Origin of the sequence: Segatella copri, assembly GCF_019249765.2 — a bacterium.
GTDB lineage: Bacteria > Bacteroidota > Bacteroidia > Bacteroidales > Bacteroidaceae > Prevotella > Prevotella copri_K.
This window is the reverse complement of the sequence record NZ_CP152484.1, coordinates 3,380,161-3,398,374: the sequence shown is the minus strand read 5'-3', so window position 1 is coordinate 3,398,374 and position 18,214 is coordinate 3,380,161. Positions and strand designations below refer to the sequence as shown.

The following is an 18,214-nucleotide window of genomic DNA, read 5'->3' as shown; positions in this document are numbered from 1 at the left end:
TATGGGAAGTTAGAGAAGTAAAGAGAAGTTATCACTCCCTACGGTCGTTTGGGAAGTTAAGGGACAAATGTTTTTTCAAACCAATAGGCTTCAAAGCTATTGTCCCTTAACTTCTATAAATTCCCTTAACTTCAATAAATTCCCTAATTATTAGAACTGATTCTCCACGATGTCGCTGAGCACATCCTTGATATCAAGACCTGCTGCACGAACCTGCTGAGGAATGAAACTGGTAACGGTCATACCTGGAGTGGTATTGATTTCCAGCATGTTCACCTTGTCTTTACCATTCTTATCCTTAGAGATGATATAGTCGATACGGATGATACCGTTGGCATGAAGAATGTCGTAGATGCGGGATGTGGTCTTGGCTACCTCTTCTGCAGTCTCTGGAGAGAGACGGGCTGGAGTGATTTCCTGTACCTGACCGTTATATTTGGCATCGTAATCGAAGAACTCGTTGGTGGTCACCACTTCGGTAGCCGGCAACACAACGGTCTTCTCGGCTGTCTTGTAGATACCCTGTGAAATCTCTGTTCCATCAAGGAATCCCTCAATCATTACCTCATTGCTCTCCATGAAAGCCACACGGAGGGCTGGAGCCAGCTGGTCAGCATTCTTCACCTTGCTCACACCAAAGCTACTGCCGTCAGCAGCAGGCTTTACGAAACAAGGCATACCGATGCGCTTGGCAATCTCTTCTTCATCATAAGCTTCACCGCGACGGAGCAAGATACTGTCTGCTACGTTTATACCGAAACCGCGCAGATAATTATTGAGCACATACTTATCAAAAGTCATTGCCTCTACCAGAACACCGCTTGTAGAGTATGGCAGATGGATGAGGTCGAAGTAGCCCTGCATCACACCATTCTCACCAGGCTGTCCGTGGATGGTGATATAAGCATAATCGAAATAGACATGCTTGCCGTTCATAACGAAAGAAAAATCGTTCTTGTCAATCTCGATAGTCTCACCATTATTCAAAGCAACATGCCAGTCGGTGCCCTTCACATCGACGAGATAAATATTGTAGCGCTCTTTATCAAAGAAAGAGTACAACCCCTGTCCTGAGCGCAATGATACGTCGTGCTCAGAAGAATCACCACCGCATACGATGGCTATCGTTCTCTTGCTATTTTCCATAATTACTAAATATTTTTGAATGTATCTTGTGTGGTGCCAGCGATGAAGCCGCGCCACTTTTCTATTAATTGTCTAAAATCTTCCGGCCACTCACTGTCAAAATCCATCTGCTGCTTGGTTGTAGGATGCACGAAGCCGAGTGTCTTGGCATGGAGAGCCTGACGCGGACAGAGTTTGAAGCAGTTCTGGATAAATGCCTTGTAGCTGCTACTGCGCTGACCTCTCAGAATCTCTGTTCCGCCATACGTTTCGTCCATAAAGAGCGGATGACCGATATGCTTCATGTGGGCACGAATCTGATGGGTACGGCCCGTTTCCAGCACACACTGCACCAAGGTGGTATAACCGAAACGTTCCAACACCTTGTAATGAGTAACCGCCGTCTTGCCTATTCCGCTGTCCGGATCGAAGACCTTCATACGGAGGCGGTTCTTCGGATCACGGCCGATATTGCCTTCTATGCGACCTTCATCTTCTACCATGTTGCCCCAAACGAGCGCATTGTAACTGCGATGGGTAGTCTTGTTGAAGAACTGCTTACCCAGTGCGGTCTTTGCCGTAGGAGTCTTTGCCACAACGAGCAATCCGCTGGTATCTTTATCAATGCGATGCACCAAGCCCACTTCCGGATCATTGGCATCAAACTCAGGCATATCTCTTAAATGCCAGGCTACCGCCTGAATCAAGGTTCCATGAAAGTTGCCCGCACCCGGATGCACCACCATACCGGCTTCCTTGTTAACCACCATCAGCTGGTCGTCTTCATAAACCACATTGATAGCGATTTCTTCAGGTTTGATACTCGTTTCGTGACGAGGACGGTCAAGCATCAGAGTAACCAGATCATTAGGGCGCACCTTATAGTTGCTCTTTACCGGTTTACCATTGACATGGATGAATCCGGCATCAGCAGCCTGCTGAATACGGTTACGGCTCTGATAGGCCATCTTATCAGCCAGGTATTTATCGATGCGGACCGGATCCTGGTTGGCATCCACCTGCACCTTCCAGTGCTCATAGAGTTCATCTCCTCCTTCACCAGAAGCAGCGGTTCCTTCCTCCATCTGGAGTCCATCATCCAGTTCGTCCATATCTCCTGCATCATCAAACCCGAAGTCATCCTCTACAGGAGCATATACCTTATTATATATATAATCTAAAAATATCATTCGTATTACTATTGAATTCTTCACTCATCACTTTTCATTTCTCCTACTCCACCACTTCCTTCTGGTGGTGTTCATGCAAAGGAGCAGGCTCTGTGGTTTCCGTACCAGGAACCACCTCGAAGTTGTCTTCATGAGTTTCTCCGCTCATGTCACCTTCGCCTTCCATCACATCTTCTTCGCCGTGATAAACCGGATCTACCACATCGATGGAATCATCAACACTCCGTTTACCATTGCCAACCTGTATGACAAGCACATCATCGATAGAAACTTTATCACCAGCCACAACATGCTTACCCATTACGAGGATACCATAAACCCAATCCTCTTCGCCAGGAATATATTCAGGTGTACCCAGTTTGAATCCCATAGCTGTAAGTTTAGCCATTGCCTCTCGCAACGAACTGTTGTCAATGACATCAGGAATGGTGATACGTGGAGAATGATCAGAATTGATGGTAACATAGATAACATGTCCCGACTTTACCACTTCTCCGAAAACCGGAGTCTGCTCCAGAATGACATCAGGCGGCAAAGAGCGGACATATCCCGTATCCGTTACAACAATTTCCAATCCCGCATCGTCGAGGATATGTGTAGCATCATCGATATTCTTATATCGAATATCCGGCACACGGATGGCCTCACCATGATGGGTATAGATATCGATGCCGTACTTGACACCGACACAGAGCAACACCAGTACCAGAATCATGGCACCGATATTCCCCCAAAGGTACTTACTCTTAAACTTATTTATAAACTCTGATGAAGTCATATATTATTTTTTGGTGCAAAGATACAAGTATTTGGGGGAAGAACAAAATAAAAAGGAAAGTTTTTGCACTCTCACCACCTATTTTATGATATAAAAACAAAACATCTTTGTTCCCAAAAGAGCAATCTCTGAAAAGGAAGGGGCGTTATAAACAACAAAAAGCAGCAAAGAATACCTCTTTGCTGCTTTCAATGTCATCGTCAACAGACGAATCTTTCCTCGGAATTACTTTCCGTGGTGCTCGTCAGATACAGTTAACTTCTTACGGCCATGAGCACGGCGAGAAGCCAATACGCGACGACCATTCTTAGTTGCCATACGCTCACGGAAACCATGCTTGTTTACGCGACGACGATTGTGAGGCTGAAATGTTCTTTTCATTTTTCTTATTTATTTTTTAATTAATATTCTTCACAAAAGTGCAAAATACGCCCTTTTTGGGCTGCAAAATTACGCATATTTTCTGAAATAACCAAGAAAACTACCAAATTTAGCTTAAATATTTATGTTTTTTTCGATATTTCCTTTGATTTTTCATGTTTTTGCCGTAACTTTGCACTCGATTTTGAGATTATTGTAATAACATTCAAGATAAACAAGAAATGATTAATTCACAGGAAATTAAGATTGGTACTTGCATCCGCATGGATGGCAAAGTATGGGTTTGCATCGACTTTCAGCACAGAAAGCCAGGTAAAGGTAACACCGTAATGAACACTAAATTGAAGAATGTTGCCGACGGTCGTGTGTTGGAGCGTACATTCCAGGTAGGTTTCAAATTGGAGGATGTTCGCGTTGAGCGCCGTCCTTACCAGTACCTCTACGAGGACGCTACTGGTTGCATCTTCATGAACCAGGAGACTTTCGAGCAGGTGCCTATCGCTAAGGAGAACGTTACTGGTGGCCAGTACATGAAGGAGGGTGACGTTGTTGAGGTGGTTACTGATACAACTGATGGTACTATCCTCTTGGCTGAAATGCCAGTGAAGACTACTTTGAAGATTACTCACTCTGAGCCAGGTGTAAAGGGTAATACTGCTACCAACGCTACAAAGCCTGCTACATTGGAGACTGGTGCTGAGGTTCGTGTTCCTTTGTTCGTCAACGAAGGCGAGACTATCCAGATCGACACCCGTGACGGTAGCTACCTCGGTCGTGTAAGCGAGTAATACATCCTCCAACAGGAAGATTGTGCTCTTATTGAGTAAAACTAACCCTTAATAGTAAGAAGAATGAAATATTCCATCATAGTACCTGTATTTAATCGTCCTGACGAAGTGGACGAACTTTTAGAGAGTCTGACTCATCAATCAGAGAAAGACTTCGAAGTTGTCATCGTTGAGGATGGCTCACAGACTCCCTGCGAGGAGGTGTGCAAGCGATATGAGCACATGATGGATATACATTATTACTATAAGGAGAACTCTGGTCCGGGCCAGAGTCGCAACTATGGTGCCGAGCGCGCCAAGGGTGAGTATCTTCTGATACTCGATAGCGACGTGGTCTTGCCAGAAGGTTATCTGAAGGCTGTAAGTGATGAGTTGAGCCGTGAGCCAGCCGATGCTTTCGGCGGTCCCGACAAGGCGCACTCATCATTTACAGATACTCAGAAAGCCATTTCTTATTCCATGACTTCTTTCTTTACCACCGGTGGTATCCGTGGCGGAAAGAAGAAGATGGATAAGTTCTATCCCCGTTCATTCAACATGGGCATCCGCAGAGATGTTTATCTCAGGTTGAATGGCTTTTCCAATATGCGTTTTGGTGAGGACATAGATTTCTCTATCCGTATCTTCAAGACAGGCTGCCGTTGCCGTCTGTTCCCTGAAGCATGGGTATGGCATAAGCGCCGCACTGACTTCCGCAAGTTCTGGCGACAGGTCTACAACAGTGGCATCGCCCGCATCAACCTCTACAAGAAATATCCAGAGAGTCTCAAACTCGTGCATCTCCTTCCTATGGTCTTCACCGTGGGCGTAATAGGCACGCTGCTTCTGCTCTTCTTCGGCTTCCTGCCATACATGCTTGGCACCGTTCACGTATTCCCAACCTTGGGCAATGCGATGGCAGCATTGGGCAGCATCGGTCTCGCCGGCATCATTCTCTATACCATCGCACTGTTTATCGACAGCAGCAGAGAGAATCACAGCGTGAAGATAGGCTTGCTGAGCATTCGCGCTGCCTTCACACAGCTGATGGGTTACGGATGCGGATTCCTTTCTGCATGGTGGAAGAGATGCGTACTGGGACAGAGCGAATTCAGCGCATACAACAAGACTTTCTACAAATAAGACTTCCCCGCCAAAAGAGAAGCCAATAATAATCTACTAATCAGTTATTATTATGGCAGAGAAACTAACCATTGCCAATTGGGCAGAAGAAGACAAGCCCCGCGAGAAACTGGAGCGCTTGGGAGCCTCAACTTTATCCAATGCCGAGCTCTTAGGTATTCTGATTGGTTCGGGATCTACAGACGAAAGTGCCGTAGACCTGATGAAACGCATTCTGAAGGATTGCGACAACAACCTGAACCAGCTAGGAAAGAAGTCCATCAGAGAACTGACGCAATATAAAGGAATGGGACCCGCAAAAGCCATCACCATTCTTGCAGCCTGCGAACTGGGCAAGCGCCGTGCTCTCGATAAGATTGGCACACGTCCCGACTTAGGCTCATCCCTTGCCATCTACAACTATATGCTTCCGAAGATGCAGGATTTAGATACAGAGGAAGCATGGCTCCTGATGATGAACCAGAACTTCAAACTCATCAAAGCGAGCTGCATCTCAAAAGGCGGCATTACAGAAACGGCAACCGACATCCGGCTCATCATAAAAGAAGCGGTGCTCAACAACGCTACCATTATCGCCTTCTGCCACAATCATCCCAGCAACAATCCTCAGCCAAGCAAAGCCGATGATGTACTTACCCAGAAGATTGCCAAAGCCTGCGAAATCATGCGCCTCTTCTTTATGGACCATGTCATCATAACCGATGGTGCCTTTTATTCATATCACGATAAAGGTAAATTGTAGTCTATTTGGGGTATATTAGACCTTCTGCAAGAAAAAAACAGCTTTTCTTTTTGTTTTGTCTGCAATAATTATTATCTTTGTAGGCAAAAACAAAGATTATTATGACACAAGAAGAAAAGACAAAGATAGAAGAAAAGATCGTAGATGTGCTTAAGACCGTTTACGACCCAGAGATTCCTGTCAACATCTGGGACCTCGGTATGATTTATAAAATAGATGTGAAGGACGATGCCACCGTAGATCTCGACATGACCTTCACTGCCCCTTCATGCCCTGCTGCCGACTTCATCCTGGAGGATGTAAGAAGCAAGGTAGACAGCGTGGAAGGCGTAAAATCTGCCAATGTGAACCTTGTATTCGAACCGGCTTGGGATCAGAGTATGATGAGCGAGGAAGCTCGCGTAGAACTCGGCTTTGAATAAAGACAAAGCCGTTGAATTCTTCACTCTTCATTCTTCACTATTCATTTAAAAAGAATCGCTTATGAAAAATGTATATTTCCTCTCAGATGCGCACCTTGGCTCATTAGCCATTCCGCATGCCCGCATGCAAGAACGCCGCCTGGTCCGTTTCCTGGACAGCATCAAGACGAAGGCTGCGGCAGTTTATCTCCTGGGTGACATGTTTGACTTCTGGAACGAATATAAATATGTCGTACCAAAAGGCTATACACGCTTCTTAGGTAAGCTCTCGGAGTTGACCGATATGGGAGTGGAAGTACATTTCTTTACGGGTAACCACGACCTCTGGACCTATGGCTACCTGGAGGAAGAGTGTGGCGTTACCGTACATTACAAGCCTCAGACCGTAGAGATATACGATAAAGTATTCTATCTGGCACATGGAGACGGACTGGGTGACCCAGACAAGAAATTCAAGTTTCTGAAAAGAATGTTCCAGAACCAGACCTGCCAACGCCTCCTTAATGCGATTCATCCTCGCTGGGGAATGGCTTTGGGCTTGAACTGGGCTAAGCATAGCCGACTGAAACGTGCAGACGGAAAGGAAGAGCCTTATATGGGCGAAAAGAAAGAGTTCCTGGTGCGCTTTGCCAAACAGTATATGCAAGGTCACAAGGATATAGATTACTTCATGTTCGGCCATCGCCACATCGAACTGGATTTGATGTTGAGCAAAAAGACCCGACTGATGATTCTGGGCGACTGGATATGGCAGTTCACCTATGCCGTGTTTGATGGCGAACACATGTTTATGGAAGAATATGTGGAAGGCGAAAGCCAACCATAACAATAAAGGGCAGCTTTATGAGCTGCCCTTTATTGTTATCGCTGTATGCGACCTCCTGAAGAAGTCATGTTATTGATGATTTCTTCTTCTGTAACCAGATTCTGATCACCCGGAACCGTATTCTTTATCGCGCTTGCTGACAGTGAGAAATCCAGGCAATACTGGTTCTTGTCGCCCCACTTCTGATGGGCATGAATATAGGCAGCAATAAAGGCATCACCTACACCCATCGGATCAACAATCGGCTCAATATCATAGATTCTTGTAGTATAGAGCTGATCCTCCACTGCATCATAGAGCAAGCCGCTCAAGGTATGATGACTGCTGGCAATCTGATTTCTTACCGCCATCAGCATCTTCTTACACTTAGGGAAGAGCTGATGCATCTTGCGGAAATACTCCAGATAAGCCTCCTTGGCTATCTCATAGTCTGCATCCAAAGCCTCGAAAGGAATATGAGGCACACCGCTGGCTATCTCCCACTCATTCTGGTCACCAAAGATGATGTCGCTATACTGCATCATCTGGAATAGCACATCATGAGGCTCCAGACCATATCCCCAGAGATTCTTACGGTAATTAATGTCGCAGGCAATGGTTAACCCGTCAGAAACAGCAAGTTTGATGGCATCCATAGTTGATTCCATCGCATCGCGGCTGATAGCACAGGTAATGCCGGAGCAATGGAATACAGCTGCATCAGCCAGCACCTTATCCCATTTCACCATTCCGCGCTTCAGCGTATAGAAAGAAGAATTCTTGCGGTCGTAAACCACACGGGAATTGCGCATAGCTACAGCTTCCTCGAAATAATAAGTTCCGAGACGTTCACCGCCACGCACAACATGAGAAACATTCAGACCGTACTCTCTGAGATGCATCAACGCGGCCTCACCCATCTCACCGTATGGCACACGGGTTACATACTCTACATTATCGCCTAAATAAGCCAAAGAGATGGCTGCATTAGCCTCACTGCCACCATAATTGCCAAACATATGATGTCCCTGAAATAAACGTTGATAACCAGGCTTAGAAATCCTAAGCAATATTTCTCCGAAAGTTACAATCTTTGTTTTCATAATTCTAAAAATTTAAAAAGGTGAAGACTATTCACTTATGTTTCTAGTCTTCACCTTATTATATATAGCGTATGATTACTTGTTAGCAACCAACTCCATTGTATCGCGAGCGATAACAATCTCCTCGTCGGTAGGAACTACTACTACCTTCACCTTACTGTCGTCAGTAGAGATGATAGCTTCCTCACCACGAACCTTATCGTTCACTTCCTTGTTGATCTTGATGCCAAGATACTCCAGGTTCTTGCAAGCTTCCTCGCGTAGGTCGGTCTGGTTCTCACCTACACCTGCTGTGAATACGATAGCGTCAACGCCACCCATAGCTGCTGTGTAAGCACCGATGTACTTCTTGATGCGATACTCATACATACGGAGAGCCAACTGAGCCTTCTCGTTGCCCTCGTTAGCTGCCTTTTCGATGTCGCGCATATCAGAAGAAATACCTGTAATACCGAGCACACCACTCTTCTTGTTCAGGAAGTCAGCCATCTCCTGTGGCTTCATGTTCAACTTCTCCATCAAGTAGGTAACGGCAGAAGCATCGATGTCACCACAACGTGAACCCATCATCAAACCAGCCAATGGGGTCAAGCCCATTGAAGTATCCAATACCTTACCATTCAATACAGCAGCTACAGAGCCACCGTTACCGATGTGGCAAGTGATGATCTTAGAGTTGTTCTGGTCGAGACCGAGAATCTCGCAAACACGCTTAGAAACATAGCGGTGAGATGTTCCGTGGAAACCATAACGGCGTACGTGATACTTCTCGTACAACTCGTAAGGAATTGCATAGAGGTAAGCGTAGTCAGGCATTGTGCTGTGGAATGCGTTGTCGAATACGCAAACCTGAGGAGTGCCAGGCATCAAAGAGTCAACGGCACGGATACCCTTCAGGTGACCTGCGTTGTGAACAGGAGCGAGGTCGCAAAGTTCCTCGATACCATCCTCTACGCTCTTGTCAACGATAACGCTCTCCTTGAACTTGTCACCACCCTGTACGACACGGTGTCCTACAGCGTCGATTTCTTTCAAATCCTTGATAGCGCCGATTTCCGGGTCGAGCAAGCACTTGAACACGAAGTTCACACCTTCCTTGTGGTCAGGCATGTCGTGCATGATCTGCTTCTTCTCGCCGTTAGGCAATTTCACCTTGATGAAAGCGTTATCAAGACCGATACGCTCTACACCACCCTGTGCCAATACAGACTCATCGTCCATATTATATAATTTGTACTTGATAGATGAACTACCGCAGTTCAGAACCAATACTTTCATTTTGCTTTCAATTTAAAATTTATAGTTTACAGTCTATAGCATAAACCATCCATCTTACAGCAGCTTAGCCCTATAAACTGTTAACTGTTAACTATTAACTATATACTTACGCCTTCTTAGCATCCTGTGCCTGGCAAGCTGTGATGGCTACCATGTAGTAGATGTCATCAACAGAGCAACCACGAGAAAGATCGTTAACAGGACGGGCAATACCCTGGAGGATAGGACCGATAGCGATGGCACCACCCAAGCGCTGAACGAGCTTGTAGCCGATGTTACCAACCTCGAGGTTTGGAACTACCAATACGTTAGCCTTACCAGCAACGTCAGAACCTGGAGCCTTCTTGGCAGCTACCTCAGGAACGAGGGCTGCATCAGCCTGAAGTTCACCATCGAGATGAAGCTCTGGGAACTTCTCCTTAGCAATAGCTACGGCATCCTTTACCTTGTCAATGATATAAACGCTCTTGCCAGTCTCCTTGTTGATAGCATCCTTTGCGCTACCCTTTGTAGAGAAGCTCAACATGGCAATCTGTGGATCAGTAATACCTGCCACTGACTGAGCTGTATGAGCTGTAGTATAGGCAATCTGAGCAAGCTGGTCTGCTGTAGGGTTTGGAGTTACAGCAACGTCACCCATTACTACAACGCCATCCTGACCATACTGCTTCTGGTCTGAGATGAGCAACATAGCACCACTTACGCAAGTGATACCTGGACTGCACTTGATGATCTGAAGAGCTGGACGGAGAGTATCGCCAGTAGTGCTCAATGCACCAGAAATCTGACCGTCAGCGCCCTCTGTCTTGATAATCATACAACCGAGGTAGAGGTTGTTCTTAGTTACGAGTTCACGAGCCTGCTCTACAGTCATGCCCTTCTTCTTGCGAAGTTCAGCGAGCTTCTCAGCATACTCCTCAGTCTTAGGGTTGTTTTGTGGATCAACGATAGTAGCCTTGTCGATGTTGTTAAGACCCCACTGAGCAGCGAGATTCTTAATATTGGCAGGGTTACCGATGAGGATGATGTCTGCGAGATCATCAGCCAAAACTTTATCGGCTGCTTTCAATGTACGCTCCTCTTCTGCTTCAGGGAGCACGATGCGCTGCTTGTCAGCTTTAGCGCGAGCTACGATTTGCTGTAATAAATCCATTTTACTTTTTAATATTTTATATATTTTGTTGTTTCCTAAGTAGATCTGTCAAAGTGTTAGGTGATGTTATCTTGTTTTTCACCTTTTTGCCACATCGACTTTGCAAAAGTACACATTTTCTTTGAAATAGCAGCGATTAAAATGTGTAAAAAAAGCTAAATCGGGAGATTATTCATATCGTAAAGGTTTACGTAGCAGGAAAAGTGATGAATTCTTCACTCTTCGTTCTTCACTCTTCACTTAACTTATATCATTTCCAGAGTAAGGATGCTTTCCAGTTCCTCGGCAGAGAGTCGGAGTTTGAACTCGCCCTTGATGGCCACGCTGATTCGTCCGGTCTCCTCGGATACAATGACGGCGATGGCATCACTGCTCTGTGATATTCCGAGAGCGGCACGATGGCGGAGTCCCAGTTCCTTCGGAATATCGAGGTTATGACTCACAGGCAGAATACATCCGGCTGCCATGATGCGCTTATTGCTCACCACCATGGCTCCATCATGAAGCGGCGAATTCTTGAAGAAAATATTCTCTATCAGCCGCTGGTTAATCTTGGCGTCTATCTCCTCACCCGTATCCATGATGTCCTTCAGTGGAACGCCTCGCTCTATAACGATAAGAGCACCTACGTATTTCTTCGCCATACTCATACACGCCATCACAATCGGCATGATGGTCTCCTTGTTAGCCTCCTTCTGGCTCTCCTTGCTGGAGTGGAAGAACCGAACCAACCGGCGCATACCTTTCTGCGAACCTATCTCATAGAGGAATCTACGGATATCCTCCTGGAAGATGACGATGAGGGCGATGACTCCCACGCTCACCAGTTTATCCAGGATAGAACCCAGCAGGCGCATTTCCAGTATCTGACTCACAAAGAGCCAGATTAGCACGAAGAGCATGATGCCCACGAAGATGTTCAGTGAGCGCGATTCCTTCATCAGACGATAAACATAGAACAGCAGCGAGGCTACCAGGAGAATATCGAGAAAGTCTTTGATGCCAAATTCTATCATGTGCGTCCCTCCTTCATTGCTTCTATTATCTTCACAGCCTCAGCAGCTTCTTTCACATCGTGCACTCTGAGGATGCTGGCGCCCTTCATCAGAGCGATGGTGTCGAGCACGGAAGTTCCATTGAGCGATGTCGTAGCATCTCCACCCAACAGCTTATATATCATACTCTTGCGGGAGATACCTACAAGAACCGGAAGTTCCATCACGTTCAACTTCTCCATCTCATTATAAATCTGATAATTCTGGATGAGATTCTTGCCGAAGCCGAAGCCCGGGTCGAGGATGATGTCCTTGGCTCCCAGGTCACGCAACTGCTGTACCTCTCTGGCAAAGCCCTTCATCATCGTTTCGAGCGTAGGCTGCACCGACATTAATATATAAGGTACCTTCAGTTCGCCCACCACACGGAACATTTCAGGATATTCCTCCTGTCTCTGCTCCAGCGGCACATTGACGATGCCTGTGATTCCACCTTCTGATACATCGTTGATGATGTCAGCTCCCCACTCCTCGATACACTTACGTGCCAAAGTTGGGCGATAGGTATCTACGGAGACGGCAGCATCCGGTTGTTCCCTGCGAACGATGTCGAGAGCGAACTTCAGGCGTCTTCCCTCCTCCTCTTCCGATACTTCATCAGCACCGGGACGGGTGGAGAAAGCGCCCACATCAATGATGCTTCCACCTTCTTCTATAATCTGATTAGCTCTCTGAGCTATCTCCATTTCTGTCTGTTTTCTACTGCCAGAGTAGAAACTGTCGGGCGTAACATTCAGGATGCCCATCACCTGAGGGGTACTCAAATCCATCAAGCGCCCCTTGATATTGATTGTATATTCCATCGGATTATAACTCCTTAAGCCATTTTTTACCGGGCTTAGTATAAGTCCAGGCAAGAAAGCTTCCACCTATGATTGTTCCAACCACAAAGAAAAACAATAGTCCATTGTAAACTTCCATAACTTAATATTTTAAAATTCGATTAGCAATGCCCGCAAAAATGAAGGTCATTACTATACCAAATATAATTACTACATAATTTTTAACTCCAAACTCTCCTTGCAGAATTGGAGCAATACCACCAACCCCAGTTCCAGTAAACGTTAACTGAGATAAATTAAAGAAATAGCCTGCCAGCTTTTCCTTCCTTACTTTCGTTTTATCTTTTTCATCTCTACTACCCATAAAGAGACTCACTTTCTAAAGATTCATCGAATATTTCTGCAAAAATAGAAAGAATATTCGAGATTACCATCATTTTTTGGGAAAATTGTTTGTTATGTCCATAATTTAGATTACTTTTGCACCCAAAATAACAGTTATAGACTATGGATATTTCAGAACTCTATCAGATTTACCAAGCGCACCCAGTGATTACCACTGACAGCCGCGACTGCCCAAAGGGCAGCATCTTCCTGGCTTTGAAGGGCGCATCGTTTGATGGCAACAAGTTTGCCGACATGGCTTTGGAGAAAGGCTGTGCCTATGTGATTGTTGATGAAAAAGAGTATGCCAAGGAGGGCGACGAGCGCTACATCCTCGTAGAGGATTGCCTCACTACCTTCAAGGAACTAGCCCGTGAGCATCGCCGCCACTTCGATATTCCTGTAGTAGGAATCACCGGAACCAACGGCAAGACCACCACCAAGGAACTCGTCTCTGCCGTTCTCGGCGAGAAGTTCAACGTGATGTTTACCCAGGGCAACTTCAATAATGACGTAGGCGTACCAAAGACGCTCTTCCGTCTCTCACCAGAGAATGAGATTGCCGTTGTAGAGATGGGCGCTTCCCATCCTGGTGACATCCGAAAACTCGTGGAATACGTGGAGCCAACCTGCGGTATGATTACCAACGTAGGCCGTGCCCACCTACAGGGATTCGGCAGCTTCGAAGGCGTGAAGAAGACCAAGGGAGAACTCTATGATTACCTCGCAGCCAACGATGCCCTCGTCTTCATCAATGCAGACAACGAGCATCTGATGCAGATGGCAGAGCAGCGCAACATCAACCGCCTCATCACCTACGGCAAGGATGAAAACTGCGATGTATGGGGAGAAGTCATCTCCTGCGCTCCTTTCCTGAAGTTCCGCTGGCGCACCGAGAGTTTCGACTGGCATGAGGTTCAGACTCATCTCATCGGCTCTTACAATATCGACAACATGCTTGCCGCCATCACCATCGGTCTTCATTTCGATGTGAAGCCTCAGCAGATAGATCATGCCCTGGAGAACTACATCCCAAGCAACAACCGTTCGCAGTTGGAAGAGACGGCGCACAATAAGCTGGTGGTGGATGCCTACAATGCCAACCCATCAAGCATGGCAGCTGCCATCGAGAACTTCCGCGTGATGGATGTGCCTCATAAGATGGCGATTCTCGGACAGATGGGCGAGCTCGGCGAAGTGAGCCACGAGGAGCACCAGAAGGTAGTAGACCAGTTGCAGGCAGCCGGTCTGGAGAATGTATGGCTGGTAGGCGATGAATTCAAGGATATTCCATGCAGCTACCGCAAGTTCCAGAATGTAGAGGAAGTGAAGGAAGCACTCAAGGCGAACCAGCCTCACGACCATTACATCCTCATCAAAGGCAGCAACAGCGTGAAGCTCTTCCAGCTTCCGGAATTGTTATAAACGGTTATTATCGTACAACTAAAAGGTGTGTGGTTGTACGATTATAGGGTGTTGCCACTAGGCTCGGCAGATGTGCTGACTGCAGTCGGCAGACCTGCTGACTAGGCTCAGCAGAGCTGCTGAGCCTAGTGGGAATCTCTTAGAAACAGCCTCCTTGAACCTAATATTCCGACTTCTTTAACCTGAGCAAACGTATTCTTTCACTTACTCAGTCGTATCCTTGTGCTTGCTCAGTCATATCTGTAGGCTTATTCAGATATATCAGTAGGCTCACTCTGCCGCATCATTTCGCTTACTCAGACGAATCTTTTACTTACTCAACCTGCTCTCAGGCTCAACTCCAGGAACTTGTCACATAATTGGTAAACGCCTTCATCTTGCGTGATAAAGTCTCTGTCCAGTAAGGTCTTGACAGCTCCTTGCACGGTGCTTGCACCAAGATGATACTTCTGCAAGAACTCTTGCGACATCAGGGAAAAAGGCTTACCTTCCTGAGCAATGGCTATGAGAAGCAGTTTCTGCTTGGCTGTAAGCTGATACAGCAAGGCCTGATAGGCAAAACGCTGCTGGGAAAGGATGCCATCAATCGCCATCCTGACATCATCTTCCTGCAACAAAGACTTATCAGATATTGAAGTGTAAAGCATATTGAGAACATACTGAATATACCAGGTAATGCCATCGAAATGATGATATAAATAGGTAAAAGCTGCTGCACTTATCTCTTTATTGTTCCTGGCAAGATGGTGATTGGCAAATTCCAGGTAAGTTTGCTCATTGATTGCCTCCAACCCCATGATACTCGAACTATGATAGAATGGGCGTGACTGGGAAGTAAACATCAATGCCATCATGTGGCGCTTGGAGCCAGAAAAGACAAAGTTTGCATTGTGGCAATTCTGTATTCGTTTACGCAAGGTTGCCTCAACGGTTTTCTCTGGATAGTTTGCAATTGTCTGAAATTCATCTATCGCCACCAGACAAGGTTTATCTGCCTGTTCGAGATAAGCGAAGATCTCATCCAGCGTAATATCCGGAGCCTGAATATCTCCCAAACCAACACTCCACTCCGGATTTCCATTGATGTCAAAAGAGATAGTTGACTTCAGAGACTGGAGCATATTCAGGAAAAATTCCCATACTTTCCTGCCCTTTGGCTTGAGTGCCGTCAGGATTCCCTTGCCCAGCGCATAGACGAATTCGTTCAAATTCTTCGTATCATAAATATCAATATAGATGCAATGATACTGCTCACGGATGTTTTCCTGCTGAAAACAATTATAAATCAGTCCCGACTTACCCAAACGTCTTGGCGCAATCAATGCGACATTGCACCGATTGGTCAAATGGCGGGTAAGAAGAGCTGTTTCCTCTACCCTATCACAAAAATATTCCGGCGAAAGATAGCCTTCAATAACAAAAGGATTTAACTGTACCATAAGCATTTACATCATTATGAGTTTTACGTAACGAAGATTTCATAATGCAAAGATACGATGAATATTTGTAAACGGCAAACATTTATCGGAAAAAAGTATCAGACATTCAATAAAAAAGTATCTTAGGATACTTGCTCATGTATCTTAAGATACTTGGCAATGTATCCTAAGATACTTTGCTATATAGCTTCATGTGCCCATGAAGCCTGTTCATCGGCCGACGAAATAAGTTTCATCTCTGGATGAAGCCTACTTGCTGCACATCCCCAGAAAATACTTATGAATCTCCAGACTTTCGTTCAGTTCAGGATGGAAGGCGGTAACGAGCTGGTTACCCTGGCGGGCAGCCACAATCTTGCCATCTACTTCAGCCAGAACCTCAGCATCTCCCCACACCTCTTTAATATAAGGAGCACGGATGAAAGTCATTGGGATATTGCCCTCAATGCCCTTCATCGGAGCCTCAATGTAGAAACTGCCCAACTGGCGACCGTAGGCATTTCTTAAAGCCGTGATGTCCATCGAAGCAATGCGATGGCTAGGCTCGCCCTCAATCTTCTTGGCAAGAAGAATCAAACCGGCACAGGTACCATAAACTGGCAAGCCGGCAGCAATCGCCTCCTTCACTGGCTCCATCAATCCCAGTTCATTCAAGAGTTTCGCCTGGGTGGTACTCTCACCGCCCGGAATAATCAAGCCATCCTTAGGCTGGTCCCAATCCTTCAACTGGCGAACCTCGAAACTATCCACGCCCAACTGAGCCAACTTCTGTCTGTGCTCAGCAAAAGCGCCTTGTAAAGCTAATACTGCTATTCTCATAACATACTTATCTAATATAAAAGCCCCTTCTTGTGCAGGAGGGGCTCTTATCCGTTATCTCATTTATTATTACTTACCTCTTTCAGCCATGAGCAAAGCAATCTCCTGCTCATTGATACCTACCATTGCCTCGCCGAGGTCCTCGCTCAACTCAGCCAGCATCTTAGGGTCGTTGTAGTTGGTAACAGCCTTCACGATAGCCTGTGCACGCTTAGCAGGGTTACCGCTCTTGAAGATTCCAGAGCCTACGAATACACCCTCGGCACCGAGCTGCATCATCAGGGCAGCATCAGCTGGAGTAGCCACACCACCGGCAGCGAAGTTAACCACTGGCAACTTGCCGTTCTCGTGAACATACTTCACCAGGTCGTAAGGAGCCTGCAACTGCTTGGCTGCCTCGTAAAGTTCATCCTCGCTCATAGAAACCAGGCGACGGATTTCGCTCTGCATCATACGCATGTGGGTAACAGCCTGAACCACATCACCTGTTCCTGGCTCACCCTTGGTACGGATCATGGTAGCACCCTCAGCAATACGGCGGAGCGCCTCGCCCAGGTTCTTGGCACCACAAACGAATGGCACGTCGAACTTAGTCTTGTCGATGTGATAAACATTATCAGCTGGAGAGAGCACCTCGCTCTCGTCGATATAGTCGATTTCGATAGCCTGAAGAATCTGAGCCTCAGCGAAGTGACCGATGCGGCACTTAGCCATTACAGGGATAGAAACAGCCTCCTGAATACCCTTGATCATCTTAGGGTCGCTCATACGTGAAACACCACCTGCTGCACGGATATCAGCTGGAATACGTTCCAGCGCCATTACTGCGCATGCACCTGCTGCCTCTGCGATTTTTGCCTGTTCTGGAGTTGTTACGTCCATAATCACACCACCCTTGAGCATCTGAGCCAAGTTGCGGTTCAATTCTTGTCTATTTTCTGCCATAATTCTTATATTTTTATTCAATTACGGCTGCAAAGGAAACATTTTTCAGCGAAATAGCAGAAAAATGTTCCATTTTCTGCAAACATTGAGTTATTTTGTATAAAGAGAGATTCGCAAATATATAAGAGATATTCCTGAATATATAAAGCTGTACACAGATTGTACTACTAAGAGAAACCGAGAGGAGTTCACCTTCTGAACGTCTACATTTTTTGTATCTTAGCGAAAAATTTCGTAACGAAAAATTTCGATTATGGAATATAGAAGACCCATTCTTCAGGAAATGGATACTCAAGAATATGATTGGGTAAGATTATATATTGAGAAATCGCCAGCGAAGCTTTACTACTGCTTAGCTGGCGATTCTGGGCAAGAGAGATTTATCTATGTGTCAACAAAAAACTCGCTCCAAATTGGACTTTGATTGGATATCAAGAAGTTTCTACTCTATATTATCTGATTTTTTTATTCCATATCA

The 18,214-nt window shown here is 46.0% G+C and carries 19 protein-coding genes; 6 read left to right on the top strand and 13 right to left on the bottom strand.

All coding sequences use genetic code 11. The features are described 5' to 3' along the window. Nucleotides 1-150 precede the first annotated feature (150 nt). The 4 genes from KUA46_RS14340 to rpmH all read right to left on the bottom strand — a co-directional run bounded on the left by KUA46_RS14340 (nt 151) and on the right by rpmH (nt 3,474). Entirely contained in the window at nt 151-1,146 is a 996-nt protein-coding gene (locus tag KUA46_RS14340) for a D-alanine--D-alanine ligase (protein WP_218487122.1), read from the bottom strand. A gap of 5 nt (nt 1,147-1,151) precedes the next feature. Beyond that, nucleotides 1,152-2,210 (bottom strand): RluA family pseudouridine synthase, encoded by a 1,059-nt coding sequence (locus tag KUA46_RS14335; protein ID WP_218416314.1) that lies wholly within the window; start codon nt 2,208-2,210, stop codon nt 1,152-1,154. A gap of 148 nt (nt 2,211-2,358) precedes the next feature. Next, nucleotides 2,359-3,093 (bottom strand): PASTA domain-containing protein, encoded by a 735-nt coding sequence (locus KUA46_RS14330; protein WP_218487123.1) that lies wholly within the window; start codon nt 3,091-3,093, stop codon nt 2,359-2,361. A gap of 225 nt (nt 3,094-3,318) precedes the next feature. Beyond that, nucleotides 3,319-3,474, bottom strand: a complete 156-nt coding sequence (gene rpmH, locus KUA46_RS14325; protein ID WP_004351099.1) for a 50S ribosomal protein L34 — start codon at nt 3,472-3,474, stop codon at nt 3,319-3,321. A 221-nt stretch (nt 3,475-3,695) separates the two neighbouring features. Between rpmH and efp the strand changes: the two genes are divergently transcribed. From efp to KUA46_RS14300, 5 genes are all read left to right on the top strand, one after another. Continuing rightward, entirely contained in the window at nt 3,696-4,262 is a 567-nt protein-coding gene (gene efp / locus KUA46_RS14320) for an elongation factor P (RefSeq protein WP_022121096.1), read from the top strand. Between the two features lie 63 nt (nt 4,263-4,325). Beyond that, nucleotides 4,326-5,384: a glycosyltransferase gene (locus tag KUA46_RS14315; protein WP_218487124.1), complete on the top strand. Its 1,059-nt coding sequence runs from the start codon at nt 4,326-4,328 to the stop codon at nt 5,382-5,384. A 52-nt stretch (nt 5,385-5,436) separates the two neighbouring features. Next, nucleotides 5,437-6,126 carry a RadC family protein gene (radC, locus tag KUA46_RS14310; protein WP_218487125.1) on the top strand — a complete coding sequence of 230 codons (690 nt, stop codon included), beginning with the start codon at nt 5,437-5,439 and terminating at the stop codon, nt 6,124-6,126. A gap of 101 nt (nt 6,127-6,227) precedes the next feature. Beyond that, the gene (locus KUA46_RS14305) at nt 6,228-6,548 is read left to right on the top strand and encodes a metal-sulfur cluster assembly factor (protein ID WP_006847572.1); all 321 of its coding nucleotides are present in this window, start codon (nt 6,228-6,230) and stop codon (nt 6,546-6,548) included. Nucleotides 6,549-6,609: 61 nt separating this feature from the next. Next, the gene (locus KUA46_RS14300; RefSeq protein ID WP_117694662.1) at nt 6,610-7,374 is read left to right on the top strand and encodes a UDP-2,3-diacylglucosamine diphosphatase; all 765 of its coding nucleotides are present in this window, start codon (nt 6,610-6,612) and stop codon (nt 7,372-7,374) included. Between the two features lie 35 nt (nt 7,375-7,409). Here the strand turns inward: KUA46_RS14300 and KUA46_RS14295 are convergent, their stop codons facing one another. From KUA46_RS14295 to KUA46_RS14270, 6 genes are all read right to left on the bottom strand, one after another. Beyond that, nucleotides 7,410-8,456, bottom strand: coding sequence for a sugar kinase (locus KUA46_RS14295; RefSeq protein WP_118154631.1), 1,047 nt, complete (start codon nt 8,454-8,456; stop codon nt 7,410-7,412). Between the two features lie 75 nt (nt 8,457-8,531). Next, nucleotides 8,532-9,734, bottom strand: coding sequence for an acetate kinase (locus KUA46_RS14290; RefSeq protein WP_022121092.1), 1,203 nt, complete (start codon nt 9,732-9,734; stop codon nt 8,532-8,534). Nucleotides 9,735-9,840: 106 nt separating this feature from the next. Further along, nucleotides 9,841-10,887, bottom strand: a complete 1,047-nt coding sequence (gene pta / locus KUA46_RS14285) for a phosphate acetyltransferase (RefSeq protein WP_118154625.1) — start codon at nt 10,885-10,887, stop codon at nt 9,841-9,843. A 245-nt stretch (nt 10,888-11,132) separates the two neighbouring features. After that, nucleotides 11,133-11,903 carry a diadenylate cyclase CdaA gene (cdaA, locus tag KUA46_RS14280; protein ID WP_006847577.1) on the bottom strand — a complete coding sequence of 257 codons (771 nt, stop codon included), beginning with the start codon at nt 11,901-11,903 and terminating at the stop codon, nt 11,133-11,135. Continuing rightward, nucleotides 11,900-12,745 (bottom strand): dihydropteroate synthase, encoded by an 846-nt coding sequence (gene folP / locus KUA46_RS14275; RefSeq protein WP_153084726.1) that lies wholly within the window; start codon nt 12,743-12,745, stop codon nt 11,900-11,902. The genes cdaA and folP overlap by 4 nt, the downstream gene beginning before the upstream one ends. A gap of 121 nt (nt 12,746-12,866) precedes the next feature. Then, nucleotides 12,867-13,088 carry a hypothetical protein gene (locus KUA46_RS14270; protein ID WP_089544490.1) on the bottom strand — a complete coding sequence of 74 codons (222 nt, stop codon included), beginning with the start codon at nt 13,086-13,088 and terminating at the stop codon, nt 12,867-12,869. Nucleotides 13,089-13,231: 143 nt separating this feature from the next. Here KUA46_RS14270 and KUA46_RS14265 point away from each other — a divergent pair, with 143 nt between their 5' ends. Beyond that, complete coding sequence (locus tag KUA46_RS14265) at nt 13,232-14,533, top strand: UDP-N-acetylmuramoyl-tripeptide--D-alanyl-D-alanine ligase (protein WP_153093530.1); 1,302 nt, start codon at nt 13,232-13,234, stop codon at nt 14,531-14,533. 317 nt (nt 14,534-14,850) lie between these two features. Here the strand turns inward: KUA46_RS14265 and KUA46_RS14260 are convergent, their stop codons facing one another. The 3 genes from KUA46_RS14260 to pdxS form a co-directional block, all read right to left on the bottom strand. After that, on the bottom strand, nt 14,851-15,972 hold the full coding sequence (locus KUA46_RS14260) for an ATP-binding protein (RefSeq protein ID WP_153113830.1): 1,122 nt from the start codon (nt 15,970-15,972) through the stop codon (nt 14,851-14,853). A gap of 249 nt (nt 15,973-16,221) precedes the next feature. Next, nucleotides 16,222-16,791, bottom strand: coding sequence for a pyridoxal 5'-phosphate synthase glutaminase subunit PdxT (pdxT, locus tag KUA46_RS14255; protein WP_153119003.1), 570 nt, complete (start codon nt 16,789-16,791; stop codon nt 16,222-16,224). A gap of 69 nt (nt 16,792-16,860) precedes the next feature. Next, nucleotides 16,861-17,736, bottom strand: coding sequence for a pyridoxal 5'-phosphate synthase lyase subunit PdxS (gene pdxS, locus KUA46_RS14250; RefSeq protein ID WP_119237517.1), 876 nt, complete (start codon nt 17,734-17,736; stop codon nt 16,861-16,863). Between the last annotated feature and the right edge of the window lie 478 nt (nt 17,737-18,214).

Excerpts from the sequence above, each read along its gene's own strand:
- KUA46_RS14340 (WP_218487122.1), bottom strand. The coding sequence starts at position 1,146 with ATGGAAAATAGCAAGAGAACGATAGCCATCGTATGCGGTGGTGATTCT.
- KUA46_RS14335 (WP_218416314.1), bottom strand. The coding sequence starts at position 2,210 with ATGGAGGAAGGAACCGCTGCTTCTGGTGAAGGAGGAGATGAACTCTAT.
- KUA46_RS14330 (WP_218487123.1), bottom strand. The coding sequence starts at position 3,093 with ATGACTTCATCAGAGTTTATAAATAAGTTTAAGAGTAAGTACCTTTGG.
- rpmH (WP_004351099.1), bottom strand. The coding sequence starts at position 3,474 with ATGAAAAGAACATTTCAGCCTCACAATCGTCGTCGCGTAAACAAGCAT.
- efp (WP_022121096.1), top strand. The coding sequence starts at position 3,696 with ATGATTAATTCACAGGAAATTAAGATTGGTACTTGCATCCGCATGGAT.
- KUA46_RS14315 (WP_218487124.1), top strand. The coding sequence starts at position 4,326 with ATGAAATATTCCATCATAGTACCTGTATTTAATCGTCCTGACGAAGTG.
- radC (WP_218487125.1), top strand. The coding sequence starts at position 5,437 with ATGGCAGAGAAACTAACCATTGCCAATTGGGCAGAAGAAGACAAGCCC.
- KUA46_RS14305 (WP_006847572.1), top strand. The coding sequence starts at position 6,228 with ATGACACAAGAAGAAAAGACAAAGATAGAAGAAAAGATCGTAGATGTG.
- KUA46_RS14300 (WP_117694662.1), top strand. The coding sequence starts at position 6,610 with ATGAAAAATGTATATTTCCTCTCAGATGCGCACCTTGGCTCATTAGCC.
- KUA46_RS14295 (WP_118154631.1), bottom strand. The coding sequence starts at position 8,456 with ATGAAAACAAAGATTGTAACTTTCGGAGAAATATTGCTTAGGATTTCT.
- KUA46_RS14290 (WP_022121092.1), bottom strand. The coding sequence starts at position 9,734 with ATGAAAGTATTGGTTCTGAACTGCGGTAGTTCATCTATCAAGTACAAA.
- pta (WP_118154625.1), bottom strand. The coding sequence starts at position 10,887 with ATGGATTTATTACAGCAAATCGTAGCTCGCGCTAAAGCTGACAAGCAG.
- cdaA (WP_006847577.1), bottom strand. The coding sequence starts at position 11,903 with ATGATAGAATTTGGCATCAAAGACTTTCTCGATATTCTCCTGGTAGCC.
- folP (WP_153084726.1), bottom strand. The coding sequence starts at position 12,745 with ATGGAATATACAATCAATATCAAGGGGCGCTTGATGGATTTGAGTACC.
- KUA46_RS14270 (WP_089544490.1), bottom strand. The coding sequence starts at position 13,088 with ATGGGTAGTAGAGATGAAAAAGATAAAACGAAAGTAAGGAAGGAAAAG.
- KUA46_RS14265 (WP_153093530.1), top strand. The coding sequence starts at position 13,232 with ATGGATATTTCAGAACTCTATCAGATTTACCAAGCGCACCCAGTGATT.
- KUA46_RS14260 (WP_153113830.1), bottom strand. The coding sequence starts at position 15,972 with ATGGTACAGTTAAATCCTTTTGTTATTGAAGGCTATCTTTCGCCGGAA.
- pdxT (WP_153119003.1), bottom strand. The coding sequence starts at position 16,791 with ATGAGAATAGCAGTATTAGCTTTACAAGGCGCTTTTGCTGAGCACAGA.
- pdxS (WP_119237517.1), bottom strand. The coding sequence starts at position 17,736 with ATGGCAGAAAATAGACAAGAATTGAACCGCAACTTGGCTCAGATGCTC.